Origin of the sequence: Treponema bryantii (assembly GCF_900111035.1) — a bacterium.
Lineage (GTDB): Bacteria > Spirochaetota > Spirochaetia > Treponematales > Treponemataceae > Treponema_D > Treponema_D bryantii_C.
Map to the genome: position 1 here is coordinate 96,633 of NZ_FOFU01000007.1, position 26,476 is coordinate 123,108.

The window sequence follows — 26,476 nt, forward strand, 5'->3', positions numbered from 1 at the left end:
GTATGAAAAACATTGCCGTACTAGTGTATGACCTGACAGTAGAGTACAACATTGTTGTTGTAGATGGCATTATTGATTATCTCAGGGACAAAAACGATGTACACGTAATTATTTCAACAATCAACGCGCCTCATAACGAAGCCTTTCAATATGATTATCAGTATTGGACAGCGCTCGAACTTATAAAATCAGAAAATGTAGATGCAGTAATAGTTGTTTCAAATTCTTTTTGTCATGACATGACGTGTGAGGAACTGGCAAAGGCTTTTGAGTGTCTTATGCCGAAGCCGGTAATTTCTATTTCAAATCCTCTTGATTTACCGACAAATCATTATACCTGTATTTCGTGCGAAGATGCCTATGACGAAATAGTCGGGCATCTTATAGAAAAGCACAACAGGAAAAAGATTGCTTTTATGTCTGCAGCACTTACACATTCCCCTGAATCAGAAGGCCGTGAAAATGCTTTTCGTGCTGCAATGAAAAAACACGGACTTGAGATAAATGAAGACTGGATTTTTGCCGGAAATTTTACACCCCGGTCTGCCTATGACTGTATCAAAGGAAAATATAAATCACGCGAAGAAGTGCCGTTTGATGCAATTCTTTGTGCCAATGATTATATGGCAGCAGGAGTTGAAAGTATTTTTGCAGAACTGGAAGTAAATGTTCCTGATGATGTCTGTGTTTTTGGTTTTGATGATGCGGAGGTTGCAGTTACCTGTATACCTAATCTTTCAACAATAAGTCAGAAGGTTGCTCAAACCGGTTATGATGCAGCCGAGCTCGCCTATAAACTTCTTTGTGGAGAAGATGTTCCTAAAGTTGTAAAAACTCAGGCTTATCCGCTTTACAGACAGTCGTGCGGCTGTATGGATCTTAAACTTAAATCTTACGGTTATTACGATAATGGCGGCGGCTATCACGATCGTGATACAATGGTAATGACAGAGCTGGATCTGTTTGGAAACGGCTTAAATGATATGGCTACCATTTATCACGTTCTGAATATGACGGACTCCGTTACCTCAATGAATGAATACTTTAAAACAGTTGTGACAAATCTTAAGGTAGTTCATATCCACATGCTTGCCATTTGTGTTTACGATGAGGCAATAGAACTTTCTCCTAGTGATGATTTTGTTATGCCGGACAAGGCAAAACTTCTCATGCTGATAGATGAAAATCGTGATCTTGCAGAAAACTATTATGGTGAAGGTGGAATAGAATTTAATCCTCATAAGAAAATTCTTCCTGATGGATTTGAAGATCTTTACAGAGGAAATTATTATCTGCTTCCAATTTTCTTACAGGGCACAAATTATGGATACCTTGTCTGCAGACTACCTACAAATAAATATCCGATTTATACAATCTTCCTTAAGATTCTTGTAAATTCCTTTGTCCATTCTTTTGTATATTCTGTGAAAGAAGCAGAACATGCAAAGTTAGCTGAAAAAAATCAGACCCTCAATTTTCAGTCAAAAACAGATGAACTTACGCAGCTTTTTAATCGCCGTGGTTTTATGGAATACGGTCAGCAGTTAATAGACATTGCTACAATTTCTGATGACAAAGGCTGTGTTTTCTTCTGCGACTTGGACGGCCTAAAAACAATGAACGATACCTGGGGACATGAAATAGGTGACCTTGCAATAAAAACAGAGGCAATGGTATTAAGGGCAGCCTTCCGTGATTCAGATATGGTCGGCCGTTTGAGTGGAGATGAGTTTGGAGTTGTTGCTCCACGTTTCCCGATGTACAAGGTTGATGATTTACGCAAGCGCCTGGCTATTCTTAATGAACAGTTTTCAAAAGATGCAAAGCTGCCGTTCACCTTATCAATAAGTATTGGTCCTGTAGAGTTTGATTCAAAAAACTCAGACCTTCATGAGCTGTTGAAAGAGGCAGATAAAAATCTCTATGAAGAAAAAAAGATTAAGCATGCCCAGCGTGATGGTCAAAAGAAATAAATAAGGTTCAAATTATATCTTGCATTTTTATTCAAAAAATATCATAATTCCTGCATATTTATACAAAGCGAGGCGATGCTATGGAAAAGAAAATTGTAAACAACTATGGCTCTTTTGACGTTATTTTTGAAAAATCAAAGGGTTCAACAATGTGGGCGGCAGACGGTAAAAAGTACATCGACTTTATTGCCGGTATTGGAGTTAACTGTCTTGGTCATAATTATAAACCGCTGGTAAAAGCAATTTCTCGCCAGGCACGTCGCCAGATTCATATTTCAAACTATTATTTCTCAGATGTAGGTCTTGATTTTGCAGAAAATCTTCTTAAAGTAACAGGCTTTGAGCGCGGTTATTTTGGAAATTCTGGTGCAGAAGCAAATGAAGCTGCTATTAAACTGGCTAGAAAATATGGTCAGCTCAATGGTGGAGATAAAAGAAAAACAATTGTAACTCTGGAATCATCATTCCACGGAAGAACACTTGCTACTCTTACTGCAACAGGTCAGGACCGTTTCCATCCGGATTGTTTTGCTCCTTATCCAGAGGGCTTTAAGACAATTAAGGCAAATGATTTTGAAGCAATCAAAACTGCTTTTGATGATACAACAGCTGCACTCTTTATTGAATGTATTCAGGGTGAGGGTGGTGTAAATCTGATAAATCCAGAATGGGCTAAGGCTGCTGCTGATGCTGCCCGCGCTGCCGGAGCAATTGTAATGGCAGATGAAGTTCAGACTGGTGTTGGTCGTACAGGTACTTACCTTGCAAGTGACTGGCTTGGCTTTAAGCCTGAGGTTGTTACTCTTGCAAAGGGAATTGCCGGTGGTGTTCCTATGGGAGCTTGTCTGTTCCGCGGAAAGGCTGCAGATGTATTTGTTGCCGGTGATCATCAGTCAACTTTTGCAGGAAATCCTCTTGCCTGTGCTGCTGGTCTTGTAGTTCTTGAAACTGTAAGCGATCCTGCTTTCCTTGACAGAGTAAATCATGCAGGTGATTATATTCGTGGAGCAATTGCAAGCTGGAACCTTCCAATCGTTAAGGATGTTCGTGGAAAAGGCCTTATGATTGGAACTCAGATTGATTCAAGCATTAAACCTTTTGATATTGAAGTTCGCTGTCTGGAAAAAGGACTGTGTACTACAACAGCAGGCAGTGATGTTGTTCGCTTCCTGCCTCCTCTCAATATTTCTGACAAAGAAATAGATGAAGGTCTTGCAATTTACAAGAGTGTACTTGAAGAATTCTGTAAATAAACTGGCAGGACTGTTTCTTCTGCTTTTATTCTGCGCGCAGCCTTTGTATTCTGCAAATGTACTTGGGCGTCCGCGCAGAATGTCTCTTATAAAAACAGAGTATTTTGATATTATTTATTCAAAAGAAAGTGAAGAGACAGCCCTCTTGCTTGTTCAAAACGTCGACAGACTTTATCAGAAAGCCGCAGATGCTCTAAACTCTCAGCACAAACTTCGTATGCCGGTAATAATTTCTCCGGACTCCGATGTTCTTTCGGTAGACTATACACCTTATCCTTATAACAGAATTATCATTTTTGATTCTACGGCAGATTATGATACCGCAGTTTTCAAAGATTCTATGCTCGGACTTTTTTACCGTGAGATTTATAAAGCTCTGTCTCAATCAATAAGAAGTCCTTTTAATCAGTTTGTTGCAAAATGGATTGCTGGTGATTCCTATCAGCCGGTTGCACTTTTTAATCTTCCTTATTCATTTATTGAAGGAAACGCATATCTTGCGGAAAGTTCTGAAGGGGAAGGGCTTTTAAATGATGGATATTTTCTGCAGCTGCTTTCACAGGCAAAACTTGAAGGAAAAATTCCTCAGTGGAGTCAGGTAATAACAGTTCGTGATACGTACCCGGGAGAAGAACTTGCACTTGCTGCAGGTACCGGCTTTTCTGCTTTTTTGATGAATACTTATGGTGCAGAAAAATATGCCGAGCTTTGGGAAGAAAGCGGAAAAATAAATCCGCTGCTTACACATGGAGTTTTCAAAAATACATATGGACTTACGCTTACAGAACTTTGGAATCAGTTTGAAGAATCTGTACCTCTTCCTGCCAGTCTGATGGCTCTTGAAAGTTATGAGAAAGAAGGAGAGCTTGTTTTTCCAAAAGATAAAGATGCAAATTATGAACATATTCTGATTACAGATTATGGAACTGTCTGGTATGACAGAATCCGTCATGAGGTTGATATTTTTGATGAGCACAGTCAGCTGAAAATGAGACAGATTCTGTTTCTTGCAGATAAAATTGAGCGCATGTCACTTTCGCCAGATGGACGTTTTATTGCAGTTACAAATATTCAGCCAAGATCGGTAGAAGGACTTTATTCGGTCTCTGCCAGCATTTATGATCTGAAGGAAAGAAAATTTCTGGATCAAAAATATCAGCTGCGGGATACTGCAATTGTATTAACAGAAACCGGAGATTATGCTGTTGCCGGTGTAAATATTAAGGACGTTACTCCTGCGCTTGAAATCCATACAATGCCGCTGGATGAAAAGAAGAAAGAAAAACCAACTCTGATTTTCAGACAGGATTTTGCCCGAAATACAATTCCTTTTTCTCCGGTTTATAGCGGAAATGGATTTGTTGCTTATATCCGCGCAGAAGGAACTGAGCGTTATTTATGCAGATTAAATTTTGGGAAGTCGCAGGATAATTCAAAAGAACAGAATCTTATTGAACAAAGCTGGCTTATAAAAGCCGACGGACAAAAAGATTCTGAACCTCCGCTCAAAATCCAGTACCTTTCCTGCCAGCGCCGCGGCGGCAGCCCGATTTACACATTCACGTACACACAGCCAGGTGACAGTACCTTTACCAGGGCCGGCTTTATTTTCCTCACAGATAAATTTGAACCAGCGGCAGTTAGACTAACTTCTACAGATGTTTCCGGCGGTATTCATTATCCTTTTGTTTCTTCAAGGAACGAGCTCTTTTATAGTGCAAAAAAATATTCACAGAATCAGTTGCGTAAGGTTGATTTATCTGCAGTTGAATTGGAAAACGGATATTTACAGAAGGCTGGAAAAGAAAATCTGGCGTCAGCAAATAAGGAGTCTGGCAATCACAGCCAGTCCTCTCTTTCTGATTATAATGTACGAAATTACAATCCTTTTAAGTACATGACAGACCTTTCCTTTACACCGTTCTTCCCGATTAAGATTCTGGATTTGAATGAAGGAAATCTCTACTGGCCGGGACTAGGCGTTTCAATTGAAAACCAGCCGGATCCATGTATGAATACACAGGCAGTTTTATCTCTCGGCTGGACTTATCTACCTCTGGATTTTTCATGGACAAAGAATATGCCTTCTTCATATCTGGCAAGAATCAGGTCGGAATCCTTAAATCTTAAAAAAGATAAATCAGCAGCGTTCTATATAGAAAATTCTTCAACACCGGTAAAAATACGGGCCGGAGCAATTTTCAATTTCAATCTTGATGGAGAATATAATTTCAAAATACTTGCCGGAACACAATGGAAGATTCCTCTGGGCCTGGCTTTAAGACAGCTTATTTTTGATATTCAGGGAAGCTATACAGTTTCTACAGATTATTACGATCAGACTAAAAGCGATATACGCCCTGGCCTTTCAGCCTGGCCTTCATTCAGGTCTGCTTATGAACTTTATGAAATCTCTGCAAAAGTTGAATATACGAATATCCATCAATATGGTTATTCTACATTTGAGCAGCGTGGTCTTTCTGTAGGTGTCAGGTCTTATCTGATGTGGGATATGTGTGAAGTCAGATTGCTGCAGGAAGCCCGTAAGAATCTCGCGCCGAATAATAGTAATCTTACAAATGCCGAAAAGAAAAATCTTCTGTCAGAAACTATTTCTGATATTACACAGTTTAATGTAGGTTTGTTTGCAACCATTGCAATTCCACGGCTACTTCCATTTTCTATGAAAGATAACTGGATTTTTAGTATGCCTGGAGTTATTAACGCTGAGTTTGTAAATAAACCTGGTACAGCGTTGGAATCAAGTTTTAAAGTTCTTTTAATTGGCCGTGAGATTCATAACAGTGTAATTCCATATGTTTTATATTCACGAAGGGCAGGGCTCTGGTTCGGGTATAATATGGCCCTTGTTTATGATACCTCAGAAGTTCGGCTTCCGGATATTCGTCATGCAGATTATCTTGCAGAGGTTTTCCAGGGTGTTTCATATACTCAGGCAATTTATCTGATTCTTAATCTCGATTTGAATATTACAACCGGTAAGCTTGCAACTGTTCCAATCAATACCACTCTTACCGGCACCTATTATCCGGAGAGTCACGGTTATGGAATCAGTCTGGATGTGCGTTTCCATCTGTAAAACGGCAATAAATCAGTAAAAAATCTGTGATTTTTCTTATTTAACTTTTTCCATTTTATTTGTTATATTTAATATAGACAAAAAAATTGGAGGACATCTAAAATGATAGAAGTTTCCCACGTTTCCCGTAATTTCGGGGATTTCCGTGCGGTAAATGACGTCAGCTTTTCTATTCCTACAGGTCAGATTGTAGGACTTCTTGGCCCAAACGGCGCTGGCAAAACCACAACAATGCGAATGATAACAGGCTTTCTTGCCCCAACTTCTGGTTCTGTGAAGATTGACGGCATTGATATTTGTGAAAATCCTGTTGAAGCAAAAAAGAAAATTGGCTATATGCCAGAATCAGCTCCACTTTATGGAGAAATGATAGTTGAAGATTATCTGACATATATTGCAAATATGTATGGTCAGAATCCGGTAGAAAAAGTTCCTGCTCTTTGCAAGGAATGCGGACTTAAGGAAGTAATGAGCAAGAATATCTCTGAACTTTCCCGCGGTAACCGCCAGCGTGTTGCTCTTGCACATGCCCTTATGAATGATCCGGAAATCCTTATTCTTGATGAACCGACTTCCGGTCTCGACCCTAACCAGGTAGAGGATGTTCGTGCAATTATCCGCGAAATCGGTAAAACCCGTACAGTAATTGTATCTACTCATATTTTGAGCGAGGTTGAAACAATCTGCAGCCGCGCAATTATTATTTCCGGCGGTAAGCTTGTTGCAGACAGTTCAATTGAAGAACTTAAGAACAGCATTGGAACTTCATCTACAGTTTATATTACTGTTGGTACTGAAAAGGCAGAAAGTGCTGCAGAACTTGCTAAATCAATTACTGGTGTAGCTGGTGTAACAGTTGGTGCTAAAGATGGTGAAACTGGTCTTTCACAGCTGGTAGTTTCTGTTAATGGAGAAGCTGAAATCAGACCTTCTCTTATCAGAAAACTTGTTGAAGGCGGAATTGATTTGTATGAAGCTGCTATCAACAAGAATTCTTTGGAAGATGTATTCCATACTTTGACGGAGGCTAAATAATGAGTGATAATAAATCAGCAAAAAAACAGTGCCCCGCAATCATTATTATGAAGCGCGAGCTTAAGGCATATTTTACTTCGCCGGTTGCTTATATTGTAACTGCGCTTTTTCTTATAGTTACAGGAATCCTGTTTTATTCAGTATTCTTCCTTTACAACAGAGCAGAACTCCGACAGTATTTTTCTTTACTGCCTGTTCTCCTTTCTCTTTTTATTCCAGCCCTCACAATGAGGATTTTTGCAGAAGAGCGTCGTGTGGGTTCTATCGAAACTCTGATGACTCTTCCTGTTACAGAACTTGATGTAGTTGCAGGAAAATATCTTGCATCGTTCTTAAGCACTTTGATTATGCTTGCTCCAACTCTGTTTTATATTCTTCCGACAGTGATTTTTGGTTCTCCTGATTTTGGTCCTATTGTCGGTGGATATATCGGTGCAATCTTCCTTTGTGCCTGCTTTACTGCAATCGGAGTTTTTTCAACCTCTGTAACAAAAAATCAGATTATTGCGTTCTTCACAGCTATGATAATCTGTATGGCTCTTACAATGATTGATACATTCCTGATTTTCCTGCCATCACAGATTGTAAGCTTCTTCAGTTATCTTTCTGCTAGCGGGCATTTTACTTCTATTTCGCGCGGAATTTTTGACACAAGGGATTTGATTTATTTTGTTTCCCTTACAGCACTGTTCTTTACTGCAACAGTAAAAGTTCAGCAGAACGCTAAAAACTAACGGAGTAAAAAAGATGAAAAAAATATTACAGTGGCTCAAAAGTCCAAAATCAGATTTTATTCTTTTTGTAATCTTCCTTGTGCTTTTGAATCTTGCAGGACACAAAGCATTCCTTCGTTTTGATTTAACTGCACCAAAATCATATTCACTTTCAAAGGCAAGTAAAACTGTCGTAAAGAATCTGGATGCGCCTCTTTCAATCCGTGTATTCTTCAGCGACAATCTTCCTTCAACTTACACAAGTGTTTCTCAGTATGTAAAAGATATTCTTGTTGAATACAAGGGTGCGGCAAATAAGAACTTCTCTGTTTCTTATATGGATATGTCTAAACCTGAGAATGAAGAACTTGCACGTGATCTTGGAATTCAGCAGGTTCAGATTCAGGAACTTAAAAATAATGAAGTCGGTCTTAAATCGGTTTACATGGGAATTGCTGTTGCGTACGGCGACAATATTGAAATCATGAATCCGGTTCAGACTTCAGATGGTTTTGAGTTTAATCTTACCTCAAAGATTTCTCAGATGATTTCTATGGCTGACTCACTGGCAGGTCTTGGAAAGGATGAAAAAATCAGCCTGACCCTTTACTTGAGTGAGCCTCTTAAATGGCTTGGAATCAGCGGGGCAGAGGATGCTGATCAGATTGTTCGTCAGGCTTTTGATTCAGTAAACAAACAGAATCTTGGTCGTCTTGAATATAAGCTTGTAAGTCCTGATTCAGCTGATGCTGCAGCTCTTTCTGCTAAATACGGTATTCAGACAATTACTTATCAGGATTCAGGTGTTCAGAAAAAGGCTGCTATTGGTCTTGTTCTCGAACATGGTGAAAAGATTTATGCACTTCCACTTGGTGTTCAGCGTTCTTTCTTTGGTTATGCTGTTGCTGGTCTTGAAGATGTTGAAAACACAATCAATGAAGGGCTTCAGAGCCTTTTCTCAAATACAAAGGCAATCGGTTATATTACAGGCCATGGCGAAGTAGATCATACTGCTGCTGATAAGGCTGCTAATTTTGAAAAGCTGATTTCTGGAATGTATGAGTTGAAAGATATCGATTTGAACTCTGAAGATATTCCAGCCGGAATGAATGCAATCATCATCAATGGTCCAAAAATGGATTTCACAGAAGAAGAACTTTACAAGGTAGATCAGTTCCTTCTTCGTGGTGGAAACGTAATGCTCATGCTTGACGGTGTTGTTGAAGCAGGAAAGGATCAGATGTATGGAATTACAAACTTTGCACAGAATGATTCAAATCTTGAACGCCTTCTTACAAAGTATGGTATTGAACGCAGTAAGAATATGATTATGGATAAGAACTGTTTTAAGAGTCTTAATAACCAGTACGGTGAACTCAACTATTACTGGGTTCCAGAAATCCATAAAAAATATCTTGCTAAGAAAAATGTAATTACAAACAATCTCGGTTCTCTTTATCTTCTTCAGAGCGGTTCTCTTAATGCAGCTGCTGCTAAAGAAAATAAGAATCTTAAGGTAACAGAGCTTGCAAAGACTTCAGAAGAAGCCTGGGCTGTTTCTGAAAGTATTATGCTTAATCCTTTGATGATGACAACTCCTTCAGATACTTCTGAATATGCACAGTACAATCTTGCAGTGCTCCTTGAAGGTAAGTTTGACAGTGCCTTTGATGAAGCTCCTGCAGGGGCAGCTTCAGAGGATTCTTCAGAAAGCGCCGGAGAACTCGAAACATCAAATTACATCAAAACAAGTGTAATGCCTGGTAAGCTTTTTGTTGCAGGTTCTTCTGAAATTACAACAAGTCAGGTAATTGATGAAAACGGTCAGAGCCCTGTTTCAATGTTCCTTATGAATGTTGTTGATTATATGAACGGAAATGAAGATCTTTGTACAATGCGTACCAAGAGCCTTTCTGTAAACAATCTTACAATTAAGACTCCGGTTGCAGTAAGCTTCTGGAAACTTTTGAATCAGTATGGACTTGCAGTTCTTGTTGCTCTCGTTGGTCTTCTTGTTTGGAGACTTCGTACAGCACGTCGTCGTGCAATCAATAAGAAATATAATCCAGACGATACAAGAACAATTAGTAAGTAATTAGAAGGTAGCGATATGAAGACAAGAAAATTAGTTTTGATTATTGCAGATGTTGTGCTGCTTGCTGTTTGTACAATCCAGCTTGCTCTTTCTGCGCGCGATACAACAAAATATTTTACACTCAAAGATAAGCCTGATTCTCTGGAATTTGTTACTCCAATGGAAAACTTCAGTGTTTATAAAGATGGCGAAGAATGGTTTGTAAGTGATAAAAAATATCCGGCTAGTCAGTCGATGGTAGATTCTTATATTGATGCAATTTCTAATGTCCGTGCCCTCGATAAGGTCGGAAATATTTCTTCTGGAAATAATGCAGAAAAATATGAACTTGCAGATGGTAAAACAATTACAGTAACAGCAAAGCTCGGCGACAAGGTTTTACGTACAATTACAATTGGTAAAACTGCAGTTTCTTCTTCTCAGTGTTATGCAACAATTGATGGTGGAAAGGATATTTATCTTGTTTCTGGTGGAATTAATGATACACTGGATACAAGTATTGCTGCTGCTCGTACTACAATTGTTTTGAATCTTGATTCACCTGATATTACTAACGTAGCAATTACAGATTACGCTTCTGGTAAAAACTGGGCTGTTTCTAGAATGGGAACAGGTGAAGATCTTGCATGGAATGTCAGCGGTGCAGAAGAGGGCTATGAGCTTGATACTGGTGCTGCTGCAAACTGGCTTAATTCCTTTGCTTCTCTTTCTACCCGCGACTGGTATGATGATAGTGAAGTTCTCGAAGGAACAAAAACAGTTACTGCAAAAATCACTTGTGCATATAAAGATATTACAGTTGAGTTCTTCGCAATTCCTAAAAACAATGAGAACGATCTTCAGCAGTATTATGGAACCTGCAGTGAAACTCCTTACCGATTTAAGGTAAACGAGAGTTCTGTAAAGCAGTATCTTAAATCTCTGGACGAGCTTTCAAAATGATTAAACTCGTAGCATTTTTAGGAAATTACGGCAAGGAATATGAAAAGACCCGCCACAATGTAAGCTGGTATTTTGAAGATTCCCTGCCATTTGCTAACCGCCTCTCATGGCAGAGTAAGTTCAAGGGTGAGATTGCGTCGTTTACACCGGCGGAACTCGCCCAGTGGGCCTGTGATACAAAAATCTGTTCAAAGAAAGACGGATCTCCGGTTCTTGTACCGGAAGAGGCACCGGCTCACATCTACTTCCTCAAGCCAATGACTTATATGAATCTGAGTGGCGACAGCATTATCGAAGTTGCAAACTTTTATAAAATCCAGCCATCTGAAATCATGGTAGTTCACGACGAACTCGAACTTGCTCCGGGCTTTGTAAGTCTTAAGTGGAGCGGCGGCCTCGGAGGTCACAACGGTCTCCGTTCAACTAAGGCCGTACTGAATACACCAGACTTCTTCCGCATGCGTTTTGGAATTGGCCGCCCGGACAACGAAAACATAGGTGTTGCCGACTGGGTATTAAGCCGCTTTACAGCCGAACAACAGGAAATCATGCAGAATGTATTCAGTCAGACAAATCTGCTGCTGGTAAAACTTCTTCTTTCTAAAGAACCCAAGGATTTAATACAAAACTGGGGTAAAAAAAATCTCATATAATAAACTGCCGTCATGCTGAACTTGTTTCAGCATCTTTTGGCTCCCGGTTGTGATTCATGAGGTAAAAACGCGCAATAATGCGCTAGACGTTGTTTGTGGCATAGAAACTATTATAATGCCGCTCTCGCGGCATCCACAAACAAAGTCTTTTTACCTCATGACTCACGCCCTCGCGCCAAATTTACTGGTAACACTTTATTCTTTCTCAATTGTTAAAATAATAATGAATCTATTGACACGTTTAATGTATCACTGTATTATTCAACTAATACACTAATACGGTATTAAATACAATATAAAGAAAGGAGTATATAAAATGGCAGTTGTTAGCTTAAAAGACGTGCACAAATTCTATCCTCTTGGAAAAGAAAGGATTGAAGCCGTTCGTGGAGTTTCCTTCGATATTGAGAAGGGAGAGTTCGCCGCAGTTTCAGGACCTTCAGGATCAGGAAAATCAACAATTTTGAATATGATAGGTCTTATTGATCTTCCTAGTAGTGGCTCAATCGTAATTGGTGACACAGATGTTTATAACGGTGTAGATCTTGCTGATGCAGAAACCATTAACACAAGATGGGCATCAGCTGGTCCAGATAAAAAAGACGGAAAGAAAAAGAAGGTCCGTGTTGCTATTCCTTCAAAACTCGACCGTAGAATTACTGCTCTCCGCCGTTCTCATCTTGGTTTTATTTTCCAGACTTTCAACCTTATTCCGGTATTAAATGTTTATGAAAATATTGAATTCCCTCTTCTTCTTGAATCAAAAGATAAAAATTCCAAGAGCCCTGTAGATGAATTTACAAAAGCTCAGAAAGAAGAATGGATCAATTACCTTATTGAAAAGGTTGGCCTTACAGACTGGAAGAATCACAAAGCAAATGAACTTTCTGGTGGTCAGCGTCAGCGTGTTGCTATTGCCCGTGCTCTCGTAACAAAGGCTCCTGTAATTCTTGCTGATGAGCCTACAGCCAACCTCGACTCAAAGAACTCAGAACAGATTCTCAAACTCATGAAATCTTTGAACAAGGATCCTGAACTTCAGACAACCTTCATCTTCTCTACACACGACTCTCGTATTGTAGATATGTGTGACCATGTTGTTCATATTCTTGACGGTCAGGTAATCAACGACGAGCACAAAGAAGGTTCGGACGTTTATAAAATCTAAACTTGCGGTTACAGGAGATCTAAATGAAAGACATAATTAAACTTGCCCTCCGCAACCTCAAGGAACATAAATCTAAAACCATTATCATTTCGATGTTTATCCTCTTTGGTGTAGCAATCGTTGTAATGGGAAACTCGTTCCTTGAATCTGTAAACCGCGGACTTGAAAACGACTTCAGGGCAAATGTAACCGGAGATCTTGCAATTTCGGTTATCCCTGAAAAAGGTACAACAATAGATTTATTTGGAGTGAACTCTACAAATATTACAACTGAAGTTCCTCAGATTCCAGCTCTTACAGATATTGATAAAATCGAAAAGATTCTTGCAGAAACAGATGGAATCAAAAAACAGTCAAAGCTTATTTCAGCTCAGGTAATTCTTTCAAAAGATGCTGAAATTGATTTCTCTGTTCTTCAGGATGATGATAAAGACCTTGGAATTATGGACCTCCCGATTTCAATGCTTTTTGCCGGTGAATCAGGAAGTTACTGGGAGCTCTTCCCGGATTTGAAAATGATTGAAGGTCATTATCCAACTCCAGGTTCAAACGAGATTATCGTAGATACTCGTGTAATAGAAGGTTTTTATAAGGCCTGGGATAAAACTCTTGAAGTTGGAGACGATGTTCTTCTTGCCAGCATGGGTGGTGTAATCCGTGAAGGTAAGGTTGTTGGAATCTTTAAGCCTGCTAATGAATATTCAGCTATGTTCCAGAGTGTTTATTGTGAGCCTGGACTCGCACGTTCTTTTGCAGAACTTACTTATGCAAATTCATTCAGTCAGGAATTGCCAGACACTGTAGACCTTTCAATTTCTGAAATGTCAGAAGACGATTTCTTTGGTGGTGATGATTTCTTTGATGATTTTGAAGAAGATACAAGCATTCTCGGAAGTACATCAGATTTCGACAGCATTCTTGGAGATACAAGCCTTCGTGATGAACTGAATAAAACTGATGATGGTGCATGGCAGTTTATTGTTGCTAAGCTTAATAATCCGCATGCAGACAAAAAACTTGTAGCACAGCTCAATAAACGCTTTAAGGATGAAGGTGTAAATGCTCTTGCAATGGACTGGAAAAAAGCTGCTTATTCTTATTCAGCTTCAGTTGATGGAATTGGCTTTATCTTCAACCTGCTTATCATAATTCTTGCGATTGTAGTATTCATCATCATCATGAATACAATGGTAGTTTCTGTAATTGAACGTACAAGTGAAATCGGTACAATGCGTGCTATTGGAGCAGAAAAGAAGTTTGTAAAGAAACTCTTCTATTCAGAAGCAATAATTCTTACAACTCTTTCATCAATAGCAGGTGTCATCTTTGCCTTTATCTGTATGATGATTTTCAACTCGTTCAACATCACAATTACAAACACAATTGCAAAAATGATTCTTGGTGGTGGTTTGCTTCACTTCAGCCCAACTCCAAAAATCATAATTATAACAATTGTAATTGCCCTTATCGGAAGTATTATCAGTAACAGATACCCTGTAAAATCTGCACTCAGAATTACACCGATTAAGGCTCTCAGCAAGGAATAGGAGGTACGTAAAATGAAAACAGTATCATTAGCACTTAGAAATCTTACAAGAAATAAAAGACGTAACGCCATTCTTGCAGTAGCAATTGCTTTCGGATTTTTTGTAGTAACTGCAATTGACGGTCTCACAACCGGAATGGTAGGAAACCTCGAAAATCAGATTACTCAGCTCATTGGTGGAAATGTAATTACACAGGGATTGGAATGGCTTAATCCGGAAACTCCTGGTGGAAAAGTTAAGCTTGTAAATATTGTACGTGACAGAGATTACGTAAAAAATATCGTTGATGAGCTTAACATCAAATATGATTATTATTCATGCTATACAATGTCGAGCGGAAACATAATCTTCAACGGAAAGAAATCTGTGCTTCAGCTTTATGGTCGTGACCTTGAAGAAAAGCAGCTTCGTGAGTCGTTCCAGTTTGTTAGTGGTGGAGTAGACCCAAATGTTGAAAACGGACTTATCATAAGCGAGAAGGTTGCAGAATCTCTGAACGTTCAGATTGGTGATGAGGTAATTTATTCAACATATACAGTTTATGGACAGAACACCTTTGCTGATATGGTAATCACTGGAATCTTAAAATCAAACAGCTTTATCAATACAATGCAGGCTTATGCAGATATTGAAGATGTAAACAAGATTATTGAAATGCCGGAAGGCGGTTATTCAATGTTCTCAATCTATCTTCGTGATAAAGATCAGCAGACTAAAGCTGCCATGATGATTGAAGACAGAATCAGAAAGGATCAAGAAAAAAATCCGGAGATAAACGTAACTGACCGCAGACTTGCTATGAAAACAAATCCAACAAATGTTGGAAAAGGTCTTGAAAAGCAGATTGATACAAGGAAGCCGGAAAACGAATGGAAGGGTGTAAAGTATGGAGTTGAAACTCTGTACGATGAAATTCCACAGATTAAGACTGTACTGAACATTGTACATATCATTACAACTGTAATTCTTATTGTTATTCTTCTGATTGTAATGGTTGGCGTTTCAAATACTTACCGTATGGTTTTGTATGAACGCATCCGTGAAATTGGTACAATGCGTGCACTTGGAATGACTGGTAAAGATACACGCCGTGTATTTACTAATGAAGCCGTTATTCTTTGTGTTATAGGTGCATTTGCAGGTTTGATTTTTGCAATAATTGCTATGGCAATTGTACATTGCATTCCAATCGCAAATGAGTCACTAGCGTTCTTCCTGCAGAAGGGACACTTCACATTTAAATTGTCTGCATTATCAATTATACTTCAGTATATAATTCTGATTGTGCTTACAACTTTTGCAGTAAGAGGCAGTGCAAAGCAGGCCGCTCGCATGAGCCCAGCCGAAGCACTTCGAACTGTAAAGTAACCAACAATCTAAAGAATGACTCAAGCGGCGAAACTATGAGAGCCGCAATAACCGGAGGTTAAAAAGATGAAAAAAATACTTTCAATAATCGTAGCAGCAGCAATTTTTACAGGTGCACTTGCTGCTCAGGTTTCTGCCGATGTAGCAGATAAGTGTTATAAAATTCTGGAGGAGAGTCAGGATATTCAGGCTTATCACGGTGATTATTCTGCAACAATTTCTCTTGTTGTTGAAAAGCCTGGTAGACCAAAAGAAAATATCCAGTTTAAGGTTTTTGATCGTACAGACAAGAAGCTTATGACAATTGTTCAGCTTTTCCCTGAGGCTGATAAAGGAAAAGGTTATCTTCGTAATGATGAAAACATATGGTCATATGATCCGATTTCCCGCAAGTTTACACATACTTCAATTAAGGAAGCACTCGGTGATTCAGACGTAAAACTTGATGATGTCGAAAAGAACAACAAATATTGGCGTGAGAATTACGAAATATTTTCTTATGAAGAAGGAACTCTTGGAAAATACCCTGTAGACATTATTGTTCTCCAGGCTAAAACAAAAGAGCCTTCTTATGCAAAAACAAAATTATATCTTCGTAAGGATATTCCTCTTCCTCTTAAGCAGGAAGATTATTCTGGTTCAGACCGCCTTATGCGTACAACTCTTGTTCCAAAGTGGTCAAAGGTTGAAGTACGCGGAAAAGTTGGCTATGTAGCAACACAGTTAATCGTGCGTGATGAATTGAACAAGGGTGAGCAGACACAGCAGGTAATTTCAGATCTTACTTTTGATACTCTCCCGGATAAGATTTTCACTAAAGCATATTTGGAAGGATTGAACTAATGAAAAAACTGATATTTTTATGCGGAGCGTTGCTGCTTGCAACTTCCGTTTTTGCACAGAGTGATGACGATCTCTTTGGTGGCAGTGATGATGATTTCTTTGCTGACGACAGCATTGTAGAAGTTGATGACGTTTCTGCTAAAACTGATTTGAGTAAGGGTGTTATTTTTGATTCCGGTACAGTAAAAGTAGGCGGAAGCCTTACTGCCAGTATAGGAACAAACACAATATTGTATTCACCAGATTCAACTGATTTTGGTGAGAATCTTAAGAATACAACTCTTAAGCCGGAATTAAGTGCTTTGCTTTCTGTAGATGCACGTCCATCTCAGAATCTTCGTATGTATACTAAGTTTGGTTTTGCTTATCCGTTTGCGAGCAGTGTAAGTGCATATTCTAAATACGGTGCAACACCAGAACTTCAGGGGTTTGATTCTGATTTGAACCCAATTATTGGTACAACAGTAAATACTTCTTTTTCTGACTGGTTTAAACTCAAAGAACTCTTTACAGATTTCTCTATCAAAGAAACAGCTTTCTTCCGCTTTGGTATTCATACAGTTACCTGGGGAACAGGATATTTCTTTAGTCCTGTATCAGATATGATTAACACAAGTTCAATTGATCCTGAAAATCCTGAATTTCAGGTTGATGGAGCTTTGAACCTTCGTACTCAGATTGTATTCCCTGACAGTCAGAACTGTTTGTGGTTATATGTAATTCCTTCTACAGATTTTGCTGGCCAGACTGCAGAAACCTATCTTCGTGATACAGCATTTGCTGCAAAAGCAGATGTTCTTCTCGGCAACTGTGAACTTGGAGTAGGTGCTTTCTATAAATATCAGAATGCACCAAAAGTAATGCTTACAGCTACAGGAAGCCTTAAGAAAGTGAGCTTCTTTGGAGAATTTGTATACAGCTATGGTTCTTCTACAGAATGGACAAAAAACACAGACTGGGATGATAAATCAAATATCTTCCAGGCAACTGTCGGTCTAAACTATTACTGGAAAGAGCCAATGATTTCTCTTGCTGCACAGTATTATTTCAATGGTAATACAAAAGATCTTGAAGGTTATGTAATCGGTGGTCATAATATTGCTGCAATGGTTGGTTTTGGAAAAGTTTTTGGAACAAAAGATTTTTCTGCAAGCCTTTTTGCAATGGCAAATTTCGGACGTGAAGAATTTACAGATGAAGCACTTGCAGGTATGAAAATGGCTGGTGCAGATGATGCAACTATCGCAGCTGTTTCAGGAACTTCACTTACAACAACTGCAATGCTGTTCTATTCACCAATCAATGAATTAAAGGTAGGTATGGGCCCATCTCTTACTTTTAAGAGCTTTGATAAGAATCCAACAATATCTCTAAAACTTTCAGCCACACTTGGCGGCGGAAACTTCTAGTTTTACCATTTTCCATTTATACAGGCTGCGGTTTTATGACGCACGCGGAACTGAACAAAACAGCCGCAGTCTGCACAGGTCATGCCTCCGATTAGTCGGGGGCATTTTTTACATATTGAAAGTCTTTTTTCAACAATTTCATCACCGACATAATCAGCAACCTCTTCCTGCTCGGCCATTTCCTGCACGAGCTCTGGAGTCATATCCATAGTGGAGAGGTGCTGCATGTTTTCACATACTGGACACGGTTCCACGATTATGCCTGGATCTGAACAGTAACAACGCTCATTGCAGGAACTGTAATGAACATTTCATTTGCTCCGGAAAGTTTAACTTCAAGAGCTTTTTCTTTGATTTCGTTTGGTTTATCAAAGCTGTTGCATACATGCATTTCTTTAGAAGTAAGGATTGTAGCAGATGCTTCCTTAATCTTACCTTTAAGACCTGCAAGAGTAATGTTGATTTCTTTCTTGCCTTTGAGTTCTGCGTTTGTAAGAGTTACTGTATAAACATTCTTCTTGTGAGAAGCAGAAGCAGATACAGAATCAATACGAGCATCCTTTGGACCAATCTGATTAGAAGCAACGCGGGTAGTAAGGCTTGTAGCATCCATGTGTGGCTTGTACATGTGGAATACATACCAGGTTGGAGTCTTAATCATCTTTGTACCTTCAGTAAGAACAGGAGACTGAAGAACGTTTACAGCCTGAGCAATATTTGCAACACGAACACGGTCAGAGTGATTGTTGAAGATGTTCAAAGTAATTCCGGCAACAAGTGCGTCGCGGATTGTAGACTGCTGATAGAGGAATCCAGGGTTAGTTCCCTTTTCTACAGCGAACCATGTACCCCATTCATCAACTACAAGGGCAACACGCTTATCAGGATCATACTTAGTCATGATTTCATCGTGACGGCGTACGAGTGTTTCCATAAAGCCTGCATTGCGCATTGTGAGGTACCAGTCTTTTTCTGTAAAGTCGCAGGCTGGTTTTCTTCCGTTCCAGTCTGGTTCTACTGTGTAATAGTGAAGAGAAAGTCCGTCCATAAGAGGTGCTGCTTCGCGCATAAGAACTTCTGTCCAGTTAAAGTCTGCAGCATTAGGTCCACAGGCAATCTTGAAAATCTTATCTTTGCCGTATTGGCGAACGTATGTCTGATAGCGGCGGTAAAGGTCTGCATAATATTCAGGCTTCATGTTGCCGCCACAGCCCCAGTTTTCGTTACCTACACAGAAAAGAGGAAGTTTCCATGGCTTTTTATGGCCGTTTGCTTCACGGAGTTTACTCATTGGGGATTCTCCGCCGAAAGTCATATATTCAACCCATTCAGACATTTCCTGAACAGTACCGCTTCCAACATTTCCGTTTACATAAGGTTTACAGCCAAGGAGTTCACATAGTCCAAAGAATTCGTGTGTACCAAAGCTGTTGTCTTCTACAACTCCACCCCAGTGAGTGTTAATCATGCGCTTACGATTTTCATAAGGGCCAATTCCGTCTCTCCAGTGGTATTCATCTGCAAAGCATCCGCCCGGCCAGCGAAGGTTTGGAATCTCAAGCTCTTTAAAGGCTTCTACAACATCTTTTCTATAACCGTTAATATTTGGAATCTCTGAATCTTTTCCAACCCAGAATCCGCCATAAATACAACGACCAAGATGCTCGCTGAAATGACCGTAAATGTCGCGGCTGATCTGACTGCCGTCGAGGTCTGCATTAACAATAATTGAATCCATGATAAAATCCTTCTGATTTTTTTTGTTTGTTAGTTAAACGTTTTACTAATTGTCATTGTAACACGCAAACGTTTTCATTGCAATTCAATTCTGCATAAAATGAGGATTTTTTGTTGTATGATTCTCTAAGTTTATATGAAAAGTGTATCATTCCGAACTTGTTTCGGAATCTTTTTTTAGAGATGCTGAAACAAGTTCAGCATGACACTATTTCTTGAAGATAACCAAATCTTTCATTTTGAGAGTGTAGGTAGAATCAAGAGTCTGGCGTACACACTCTTCACTCATAATTGGAACTTCAAAATGATATACAGATTCAGAATAGCCTTCTGCTTTAATTTCAATGCTGAAATGGAAGTACTGACGTTCTCCGCTTTCTTTTGCAGGTAAAGATTTAACCCAGAAAGAATAAACGCCCTTTGTGCTTGGAACAAGATGGAACGGGTTAGACCAGGTTTTATCAACCATTTCGGCTACCTTGCCATCCATTTTCAAAGTGATTGTTGCATTAGTAACAGGTTCAAAAGTATTACCGTCGAGAACAACACCCATAAATGTAAAGAAGTTAAATGCCGGCTCTGCCTTTGCTGAACTGCCGTGAATTTCACAGTCCTGTCTGTTTTCATTATGGAACGGACGCTTTGTAGTACTTACAGTTCGCATTCCTTCAAGAGCCATGGAATCAATATCAGCAAGAAGCTGAGAACTTGCAAGATATTCAACATTGTGAGTTACACCACGGCCTGAAACAACGTATTTAGGAGGAATTCGGTTGAGTACATAACTTACAGTATCCAGACGGCAGTTTTCACAGTCGCATGTAAGCCAGGGAACGTTTTCACCCTTAACACGGTCATAGAGAGTATTAACAGCCTTTATTACTACATCTTCCATTAAGTTATGTACATTCATAATCCTTTCTCCTAGATAAAACGTTTTCGTTAATTATATATTATAAGGGAGAATAATAAATAAAACAATTTTTTTTTAAATTTGGTCTAAAGTTTTTTCAATTGAAAACTGCCGGATTTTCTAGTATATTTATGTTATGAACTTAAAATCTATTTACACAAGTCCTCGTTTTGATGATGAGGAAGAAGAAAAAAAAATGAAAATGCCAGATCCTTTTTCGGACAGATTCCTTAAGACAAGACAGATTGTCCTTACTGGCGAAGTAAATAAAGAACTTGCAGATGCAATTGCTAAACAGCTTCTGATTCTTGATGCAGAAGATTCAAAATCTCCAATTTACATGTATATTGACTCACCAGGTGGAGATGTAGACGCAGGTTTTGCTATTTATGATGTAATTCGTTTTATAAAAGCTCCAGTTTATCTCATTGGTATGGGACTCATTGCTTCTGCTGCAACACTTATTCTTGTTGCTGTTCCTGCAGAGCGCAGACTCGGACTTCCAAACAGCCGCTATCTTATTCATCAGCCGCTCGGCCAGATGCGTGGAGTTGCAACTGATATTGAGATTTATGCTAAGGATATGGAAAAAATCCGTGCTAAGTTAAATAAACTTATTGCAGATGCAACTGGAACTTCTCTTGAACAGGTTACTAAAGATACTGACCGCGATTACTGGCTCGATGCAGATGAGGCTGTAAAGTATGGCCTTATCAGTAAGATTGTTTCAAAACGCGAAGAACTTCCTTCAAAATAGTCTATGCAATTTGAACTGACCGATTCGCTCACAGACGACATAATCTCTGCTATGGAAAATCAGGATGTTGAATATGCCGTCTCTGCACCTGAAGGTCAGCTCGTTATTTCTGATTCAGATGGTAATACACCAGATGATGAAAAGTATTACAGTTTACCTGAGTGGGGACCATCAGATGGTTTTGATTTGCGTGAAGAATTTGTAAATAATCTTCATGCTCCATTGGCCCGTGAAGAGCTTCAGAGTGCTCTGCATTCAGGAAGGGGGGTATTTAAGAATTTTAGAAACGTATTAAAAAACTATCCTGAAATTGATAAACGATGGCATATATATAAGCACAGATTTATGTCGGCACGTATCAATGAATGGTATAATTCACTGCGAGAAATATGGGGATTAGAAAAATTAGATCAGTTACCAGAATCGGATGATACCTTAGTGCATGATGATTTTTCGTTCAAGGAATATGATTCAGCTGCTGATAAGAAAACAATCCTTTTGAATATTACTGCAGATTCCTGCGAGGATGAGACACTGCCACTGGAATTAAACAGAGCATTTTACGGATTATGGCGAGCCCAGTTTGAAGAGGCCGCAGAAGAAACTCAGACCGGTTTTATTTGCTCAAGTCTTTCAGATGATTTTGCAGGTTGTATAACAGCATCTCCGCTTTTACAAAATCAGGAAAAGATTGTTATGATTACAAGTCTTTTTGTTCCTGAACAGTTCCGGGGACTTGGAATAAGTACAGAACTTATTAATATGTGTATATCCAGCCTTAGAAACTGTGGAAAAGAATGGGTTATTATCCCGAATACTATTGCACCGGATATTTTACAGCCGTTATTAACACGTACAGGCTTTAGAAAAATCAACTCCGGTTACATTTTGTCTTTAATAGGAGAATAAAAAAATGGCATTTAATCGTGATTTTGAGCTTAACGAAGCACAGCTTGAAGAATTTCTTGCAAATGCAACAGAGAGAGTTAGAACTTCAGAAAATGTTGATTTGCTTTCTGATTTAAACAAATTATTTAAGAAGAATGTTCCACTTACAGTTCGTAAGTATGTAATAGCATATCTGCTTAAAGAAGCATTGAAGCACTATCATCCATTTAATAACCGCCGTGACCGTTTTGAACGCAATGAGCGTAACGAACGTAATGACCGCAACGAAAGAAATAACCGTAACCGCCAGGAAAGAAATTTCCGCCAGGAACGTGCAGAACGTGTTGAAGAGCCGGCAGAGGCTGCTCCAGCTACGGAAGAAGAACGTCCACGTCATCCACGTGTAGAGATTCCTGAAGATCAGGCTACATCAATTTTCATCAGCATTGGTAAAAACCGCCGTGTTTACCCACGCGACCTCGTAGGTATTCTTATTGCAATCGCTGGTATTGACCGCGAGCGCATCGGTGATATTAAGGTTCTTGCAAATTATTCTTTTGTACAGCTTTATACAGAAGATGCACAGACTGCAATTGATAAACTTAACGGTTATGACTACCGTGGCCGCAAGCTTGCTGTAAGCTACAGCCGCCAGAAGTCAGATGCAGAAGGTACAGAAAATGCTGAAGCAGAGACTGTATCAGTTGAAGCAGAAAATCAGACAGAGTATGCTGAGGAAGTAGCTCAGATGAGCGCAGAAGATGCTGCTGCTTACGCTGCTGCAGAAAAAGCTGCCGCAGATAAAGAGCCATTCGGCATGAACTAAAATACCGGTGGTTTAGCTTGTCGAAACCACCATCAATATGGGGACCATAGAGAACACTCTGTGGTCCCATCATTTTTTAACGTCATTTTTATAAACGCTATATCAACAAAAGTCTTTTCAACAGTTGCAATTGCAAAGCCAGCCGGCTGGCCTCCCCGAGGTCTTGCACAACTTCCCGGATTCACAATCTTAAAATTCTTGAACGTATCTTCGTGAGCAATATGAGTATGCCCGTAAAAAGCAGTGCTGCATTCTGAAACCTGCATTTCAAGACCGAGAGTTTCTAATCCAAAATCAACACCCTGGTTATGGCCGTGAGTTACGAGAATGCCGCGGCCGTTTACCTTAAGTTCAATCAGCTCTGAAAAATAAAGACTGCCTTTATCAAGCGGATAGCTGGACGGATCACAGTTTCCGCGTACGGCTGCAATCACTGGCGGCACACACTCCGCCAGTTTCTCATCGATTTTCTGTTTATAAAGCAAAGTTGCGACATCACTCACGCCGTCGCCACAAAAAATCAGCGCGTCACATTTAGCTCCATAGTCGCGCACAATACTCTCGAAAACCGGGTAACGTCCGTGCGAATCCGAAATAATGAGTAGTCGGGCGTGATCCTTCGTTTCGAGCGCAGCAATAGCATCTCGTGATCCGATTATATTCTGGGTGTGCTGTGAAATTTCTATCATACTAATTCAATACAAAATGATTTATCGACATCAGCCCGGTTTCCGGGTCCGTGTAGTGGTGGAACTGATATCCTTCGAGCATCTGCTGCATATGCTTCTGCAGAGCCTTTGAACGCTCCGGGGCACCATCCAGCAGCTGAATATATTTAATTGTTTCTACGATAATTTCCGGCGCATTCTGAAGAATCTGACCGTCAGTTTCTTCCGGAGCGATTTCTCCGGTAAGTCCTGCAGTCTGTCCCTTATCAACAACAATATCACAGGTAGATTCAATTCCAAGAACATCATCCTGTGGAAAAAGTGCAATTACAGGGTAAGGAACTTCCTGTTCCCATTTATCCTGATTACGGGCAAGTGCAATATGAGTATTTTCAGGTGCACCAAGAAGTACAACACCGCAAAGGTCCAGTTCTTCAGTCTGAAGGGCAGCAGTAAAATCAGAAGCATAGCCTTTTACACCGTGCTTAAAATCTTCCGGATAGGTAACCGGGTAAATGAGTCCGCCGTCTTCATCAAGACCAAAGTTTTCTCGAAGAAGTGAGAGCAGACTTTCTTTTATTTCGGGATTATTAAAATCATAACCAAAAAGCACCATTACTCTTTTATTGGTAACGTGCCATTTTTGAGGTGCCGACTGAATCGCAGGTGAATCAGCCTGATTTAAAGTCAAATCTACGCTGTTGGGATCATTATCTTTCTGATTTTTTTTACAGCCTGTAAAGCCTGCAGAAAAAGCAGCCAATACGCAAACTGCAACGCCAGTTTTTGTAAGAAATCTGCGGATAGCAGTATGTTTTCTTTTCATTTCCACACCCATTCTTCTATTTTACAGCATTTTATTTTTCTTGAAAAGGAGGGGCTATTTCGGTATCATAGGAATATGAATGTCATACAGCCCGTTTTAGAACTTGTTGGCAGCCTTGGATTCCTTCTTTATGGAATGAAGCTGATGAGTGACGGTATCCAGAAGAGTGCTGGAGAACGCCTGCAGCGTGCTCTCTCTGTTCTTACAGGAAACCGTTTTGCTTCCCTTTTAACCGGACTTTTCGTTACGATGATTGTTCAGTCATCGGGTGCCACAACTGTAATGGTTGTTACCTTCGTCAATGCCGGACTTATGACTCTTGCACAGTCAGTAGGTGTAATTTTTGGTGCAAATATTGGTACTACAATCACTGCATGGATTGTTGCAATCTTCGGATTTAATTTCAAAATATCAGCATTTGCCATTCCGGTTTTTGGTGCCGGATATTTTCTTTCAATTCTAAGAAAGGGCCGTTACAGAAACTGGGCCGAAGCTCTCATGGGATTCGGTATGCTCTTCCTTGGTTTGAGCGGACTTTCTGATGTATTCACTCCTGAACAGCTTGGATGGCTCTTTAAGATTCAGGGTACAGGTCCTGCTGCAATTTTAATTGGCTTTGTAGTTGGTATTCTGATTACAGCACTTCTGCATTCTTCTTCAGCTTTTTCTGCAATCGTAATCACAATGGCTTATAACGGACTTGTAAGCTGGGATATGGCTGCTGCTATGACACTTGGTAGTAACATCGGTTCTACTATTGATGCGGTACTTGCTTCTCTTGGAGCAAATGCAGATGCTCGCCGTTCAGCTATGATTCACGTTATGTTCAACGTGTTTGGTACTGTACTTGCACTTATCTTCTTCCATCCGTTCCTGGATTTAGTGATGATGCTTACACCTGGCGGACAGCATTCAAATATTGCAATTCGTATTTCAATGCTGCATACAGTTTTCAAAACTCTTTCTACTATCGTTCTTTTACCGCTGCAGAATCCGCTTATCACACTTGCAAAAAAGATTATCAAGGACGATCCGGAAAAAACTTCAAACGTTTACAAACTCGAATTTACAGGTCTTGTTTCAAAGGACAATATTACAACTCACATTATGCAGGCAGAAAAAGCTATTGCAGATATGACAGATGTTGTAACAGATATGTTTGATAAGATTCAGATTGGTGTTACAAAGCGTAATTCTGATTTTATAGAAAAGCATGCCGAGGCTAGTGAGCTTGCAGAAGATTATGCAGATCAGATGCATGAGCAGATTACTCACTACCTTATTAAGTGTGAATCACTTCAGGTTACAGAAAAGCAGTTGAATCACATTTCTAATATGATTCAGATTGTTGATGAACTTGAGAATATGAGTGACAGTTGTTACGGAACAATCATGTTGATTATCCGCAGTATCGAAAAGAAGATGAAATTCCAGAGCGAAGATATGGAACGCCTTCTTCCGTATATTGAACTTGCCCGACAGTTCCTTCAGTTTATCCGCATAAATATCAACAAACAGCTTACTGCAGAAAAACTTGAACTTGCCCGCGAACTTGAAGATGGTATCGATGCTTTCCGCAAAGACCTTAAGAAGGTTGCCCGCAAACGTCTCGAGGGTGGTGCAGATGTTAAGTCTGAGCTTCTCTACATCGACATTGTCCGTACAATTGAACACATCGGTGATAACTGTTTTAATATTTCAGAAATTCTGACTAATGGATAATTAGTTTTTCGTAAAGTTGAATATTAAATTCTTATAAGAT

Annotated in this window: 22 protein-coding genes; 17 read left to right on the forward strand and 5 right to left on the reverse strand. The window is 39.6% G+C overall.

Annotation, left to right across the window (positions count from 1 at the left end; genetic code table 11):
- The first annotated feature begins 2 nt into the window (after positions 1-2).
- The 13 genes from BMY21_RS11710 (at position 3) to BMY21_RS11770 (ending at position 18,099) form a co-directional block, all read left to right on the forward strand.
- On the forward strand, positions 3-1,973 hold the full coding sequence (locus BMY21_RS11710; protein ID WP_074644452.1) for a diguanylate cyclase domain-containing protein: 1,971 nt from the start codon (positions 3-5) through the stop codon (positions 1,971-1,973).
- A gap of 80 nt (positions 1,974-2,053) precedes the next feature.
- On the forward strand, positions 2,054-3,226 hold the full coding sequence (locus BMY21_RS11715) for an acetylornithine/succinylornithine family transaminase (protein ID WP_074644454.1): 1,173 nt from the start codon (positions 2,054-2,056) through the stop codon (positions 3,224-3,226).
- Positions 3,207-6,326, forward strand: coding sequence for a hypothetical protein (locus BMY21_RS11720; protein WP_074644456.1), 3,120 nt, complete (start codon positions 3,207-3,209; stop codon positions 6,324-6,326). Before BMY21_RS11715 ends, BMY21_RS11720 begins: the two co-directional genes overlap by 20 nt.
- Before the next feature lie 102 nt (positions 6,327-6,428).
- Positions 6,429-7,361: an ABC transporter ATP-binding protein gene (locus tag BMY21_RS11725; protein ID WP_074644458.1), complete on the forward strand. Its 933-nt coding sequence runs from the start codon at positions 6,429-6,431 to the stop codon at positions 7,359-7,361.
- A complete protein-coding gene (locus tag BMY21_RS11730; protein ID WP_083379851.1) occupies positions 7,361-8,095 on the forward strand; it encodes an ABC transporter permease subunit in 735 nt (244 codons plus the stop codon). Before BMY21_RS11725 ends, BMY21_RS11730 begins: the two co-directional genes overlap by 1 nt.
- 13 nt (positions 8,096-8,108) lie before the next feature.
- Complete coding sequence (locus BMY21_RS11735; protein ID WP_074644460.1) at positions 8,109-10,169, forward strand: GldG family protein; 2,061 nt, start codon at positions 8,109-8,111, stop codon at positions 10,167-10,169.
- 15 nt (positions 10,170-10,184) lie between these two features.
- Positions 10,185-11,111, forward strand: a complete 927-nt coding sequence (locus BMY21_RS11740) for a DUF4340 domain-containing protein (RefSeq protein ID WP_074644462.1) — start codon at positions 10,185-10,187, stop codon at positions 11,109-11,111.
- Positions 11,108-11,764 carry an aminoacyl-tRNA hydrolase gene (pth, locus tag BMY21_RS11745; RefSeq protein WP_074644464.1) on the forward strand — a complete coding sequence of 219 codons (657 nt, stop codon included), beginning with the start codon at positions 11,108-11,110 and terminating at the stop codon, positions 11,762-11,764. The genes BMY21_RS11740 and pth overlap by 4 nt, the downstream gene beginning before the upstream one ends.
- Positions 11,765-12,080: 316 nt before the next feature.
- Positions 12,081-12,932: an ABC transporter ATP-binding protein gene (locus tag BMY21_RS11750; protein ID WP_074644466.1), complete on the forward strand. Its 852-nt coding sequence runs from the start codon at positions 12,081-12,083 to the stop codon at positions 12,930-12,932.
- 23 nt (positions 12,933-12,955) lie between these two features.
- Positions 12,956-14,479 (forward strand): ABC transporter permease, encoded by a 1,524-nt coding sequence (locus BMY21_RS11755; protein ID WP_074644468.1) that lies wholly within the window; start codon positions 12,956-12,958, stop codon positions 14,477-14,479.
- A 12-nt stretch (positions 14,480-14,491) separates the two neighbouring features.
- Entirely contained in the window at positions 14,492-15,847 is a 1,356-nt protein-coding gene (locus tag BMY21_RS11760; protein WP_074644471.1) for an ABC transporter permease, read from the forward strand.
- A gap of 66 nt (positions 15,848-15,913) precedes the next feature.
- Positions 15,914-16,690, forward strand: a complete 777-nt coding sequence (locus BMY21_RS11765; RefSeq protein ID WP_074644473.1) for an outer membrane lipoprotein-sorting protein — start codon at positions 15,914-15,916, stop codon at positions 16,688-16,690.
- Positions 16,690-18,099 (forward strand): hypothetical protein, encoded by a 1,410-nt coding sequence (locus BMY21_RS11770; protein WP_074644476.1) that lies wholly within the window; start codon positions 16,690-16,692, stop codon positions 18,097-18,099. The genes BMY21_RS11765 and BMY21_RS11770 overlap by 1 nt, the downstream gene beginning before the upstream one ends.
- A gap of 2 nt (positions 18,100-18,101) precedes the next feature.
- On the opposite strand, the gene BMY21_RS11775 is transcribed toward BMY21_RS11770, so the two are convergent.
- The 3 genes from BMY21_RS11775 to BMY21_RS11785 form a co-directional block, all read right to left on the reverse strand.
- Complete coding sequence (locus BMY21_RS11775) at positions 18,102-18,353, reverse strand: DUF6171 family protein (RefSeq protein WP_083379852.1); 252 nt, start codon at positions 18,351-18,353, stop codon at positions 18,102-18,104.
- 2 nt (positions 18,354-18,355) lie between these two features.
- Positions 18,356-19,837: an alpha-N-arabinofuranosidase gene (locus BMY21_RS11780; protein ID WP_074644478.1), complete on the reverse strand. Its 1,482-nt coding sequence runs from the start codon at positions 19,835-19,837 to the stop codon at positions 18,356-18,358.
- Positions 19,838-20,044: 207 nt separating this feature from the next.
- Complete coding sequence (locus BMY21_RS11785; protein ID WP_074644480.1) at positions 20,045-20,749, reverse strand: late competence development ComFB family protein; 705 nt, start codon at positions 20,747-20,749, stop codon at positions 20,045-20,047.
- 136 nt (positions 20,750-20,885) lie between these two features.
- Here BMY21_RS11785 and BMY21_RS11790 point away from each other — a divergent pair, with 136 nt between their 5' ends.
- From BMY21_RS11790 to BMY21_RS11800, 3 genes are read left to right on the forward strand one after another with little or no spacing between them, the layout of a single operon-like run.
- Complete coding sequence (locus tag BMY21_RS11790; protein ID WP_074644482.1) at positions 20,886-21,506, forward strand: ATP-dependent Clp protease proteolytic subunit; 621 nt, start codon at positions 20,886-20,888, stop codon at positions 21,504-21,506.
- Positions 21,507-21,509: 3 nt separating this feature from the next.
- Positions 21,510-22,415 carry a GNAT family N-acetyltransferase gene (locus BMY21_RS11795; protein ID WP_074644484.1) on the forward strand — a complete coding sequence of 302 codons (906 nt, stop codon included), beginning with the start codon at positions 21,510-21,512 and terminating at the stop codon, positions 22,413-22,415.
- A 4-nt stretch (positions 22,416-22,419) separates the two neighbouring features.
- Positions 22,420-23,220, forward strand: coding sequence for a DbpA RNA binding domain-containing protein (locus tag BMY21_RS11800; RefSeq protein WP_074644486.1), 801 nt, complete (start codon positions 22,420-22,422; stop codon positions 23,218-23,220).
- A 32-nt stretch (positions 23,221-23,252) separates the two neighbouring features.
- On the opposite strand, the gene BMY21_RS11805 is transcribed toward BMY21_RS11800, so the two are convergent.
- On the reverse strand, positions 23,253-23,909 hold the full coding sequence (locus BMY21_RS11805; protein WP_074644489.1) for a YfcE family phosphodiesterase: 657 nt from the start codon (positions 23,907-23,909) through the stop codon (positions 23,253-23,255).
- A 1-nt stretch (position 23,910) separates the two neighbouring features.
- Positions 23,911-24,714: a hypothetical protein gene (locus BMY21_RS11810; protein ID WP_143064224.1), complete on the reverse strand. Its 804-nt coding sequence runs from the start codon at positions 24,712-24,714 to the stop codon at positions 23,911-23,913.
- Positions 24,715-24,789: 75 nt separating this feature from the next.
- Between BMY21_RS11810 and BMY21_RS11815 the strand changes: the two genes are divergently transcribed.
- Positions 24,790-26,436 carry a Na/Pi cotransporter family protein gene (locus BMY21_RS11815; RefSeq protein ID WP_074644493.1) on the forward strand — a complete coding sequence of 549 codons (1,647 nt, stop codon included), beginning with the start codon at positions 24,790-24,792 and terminating at the stop codon, positions 26,434-26,436.
- Positions 26,437-26,476 lie beyond the last annotated feature (40 nt).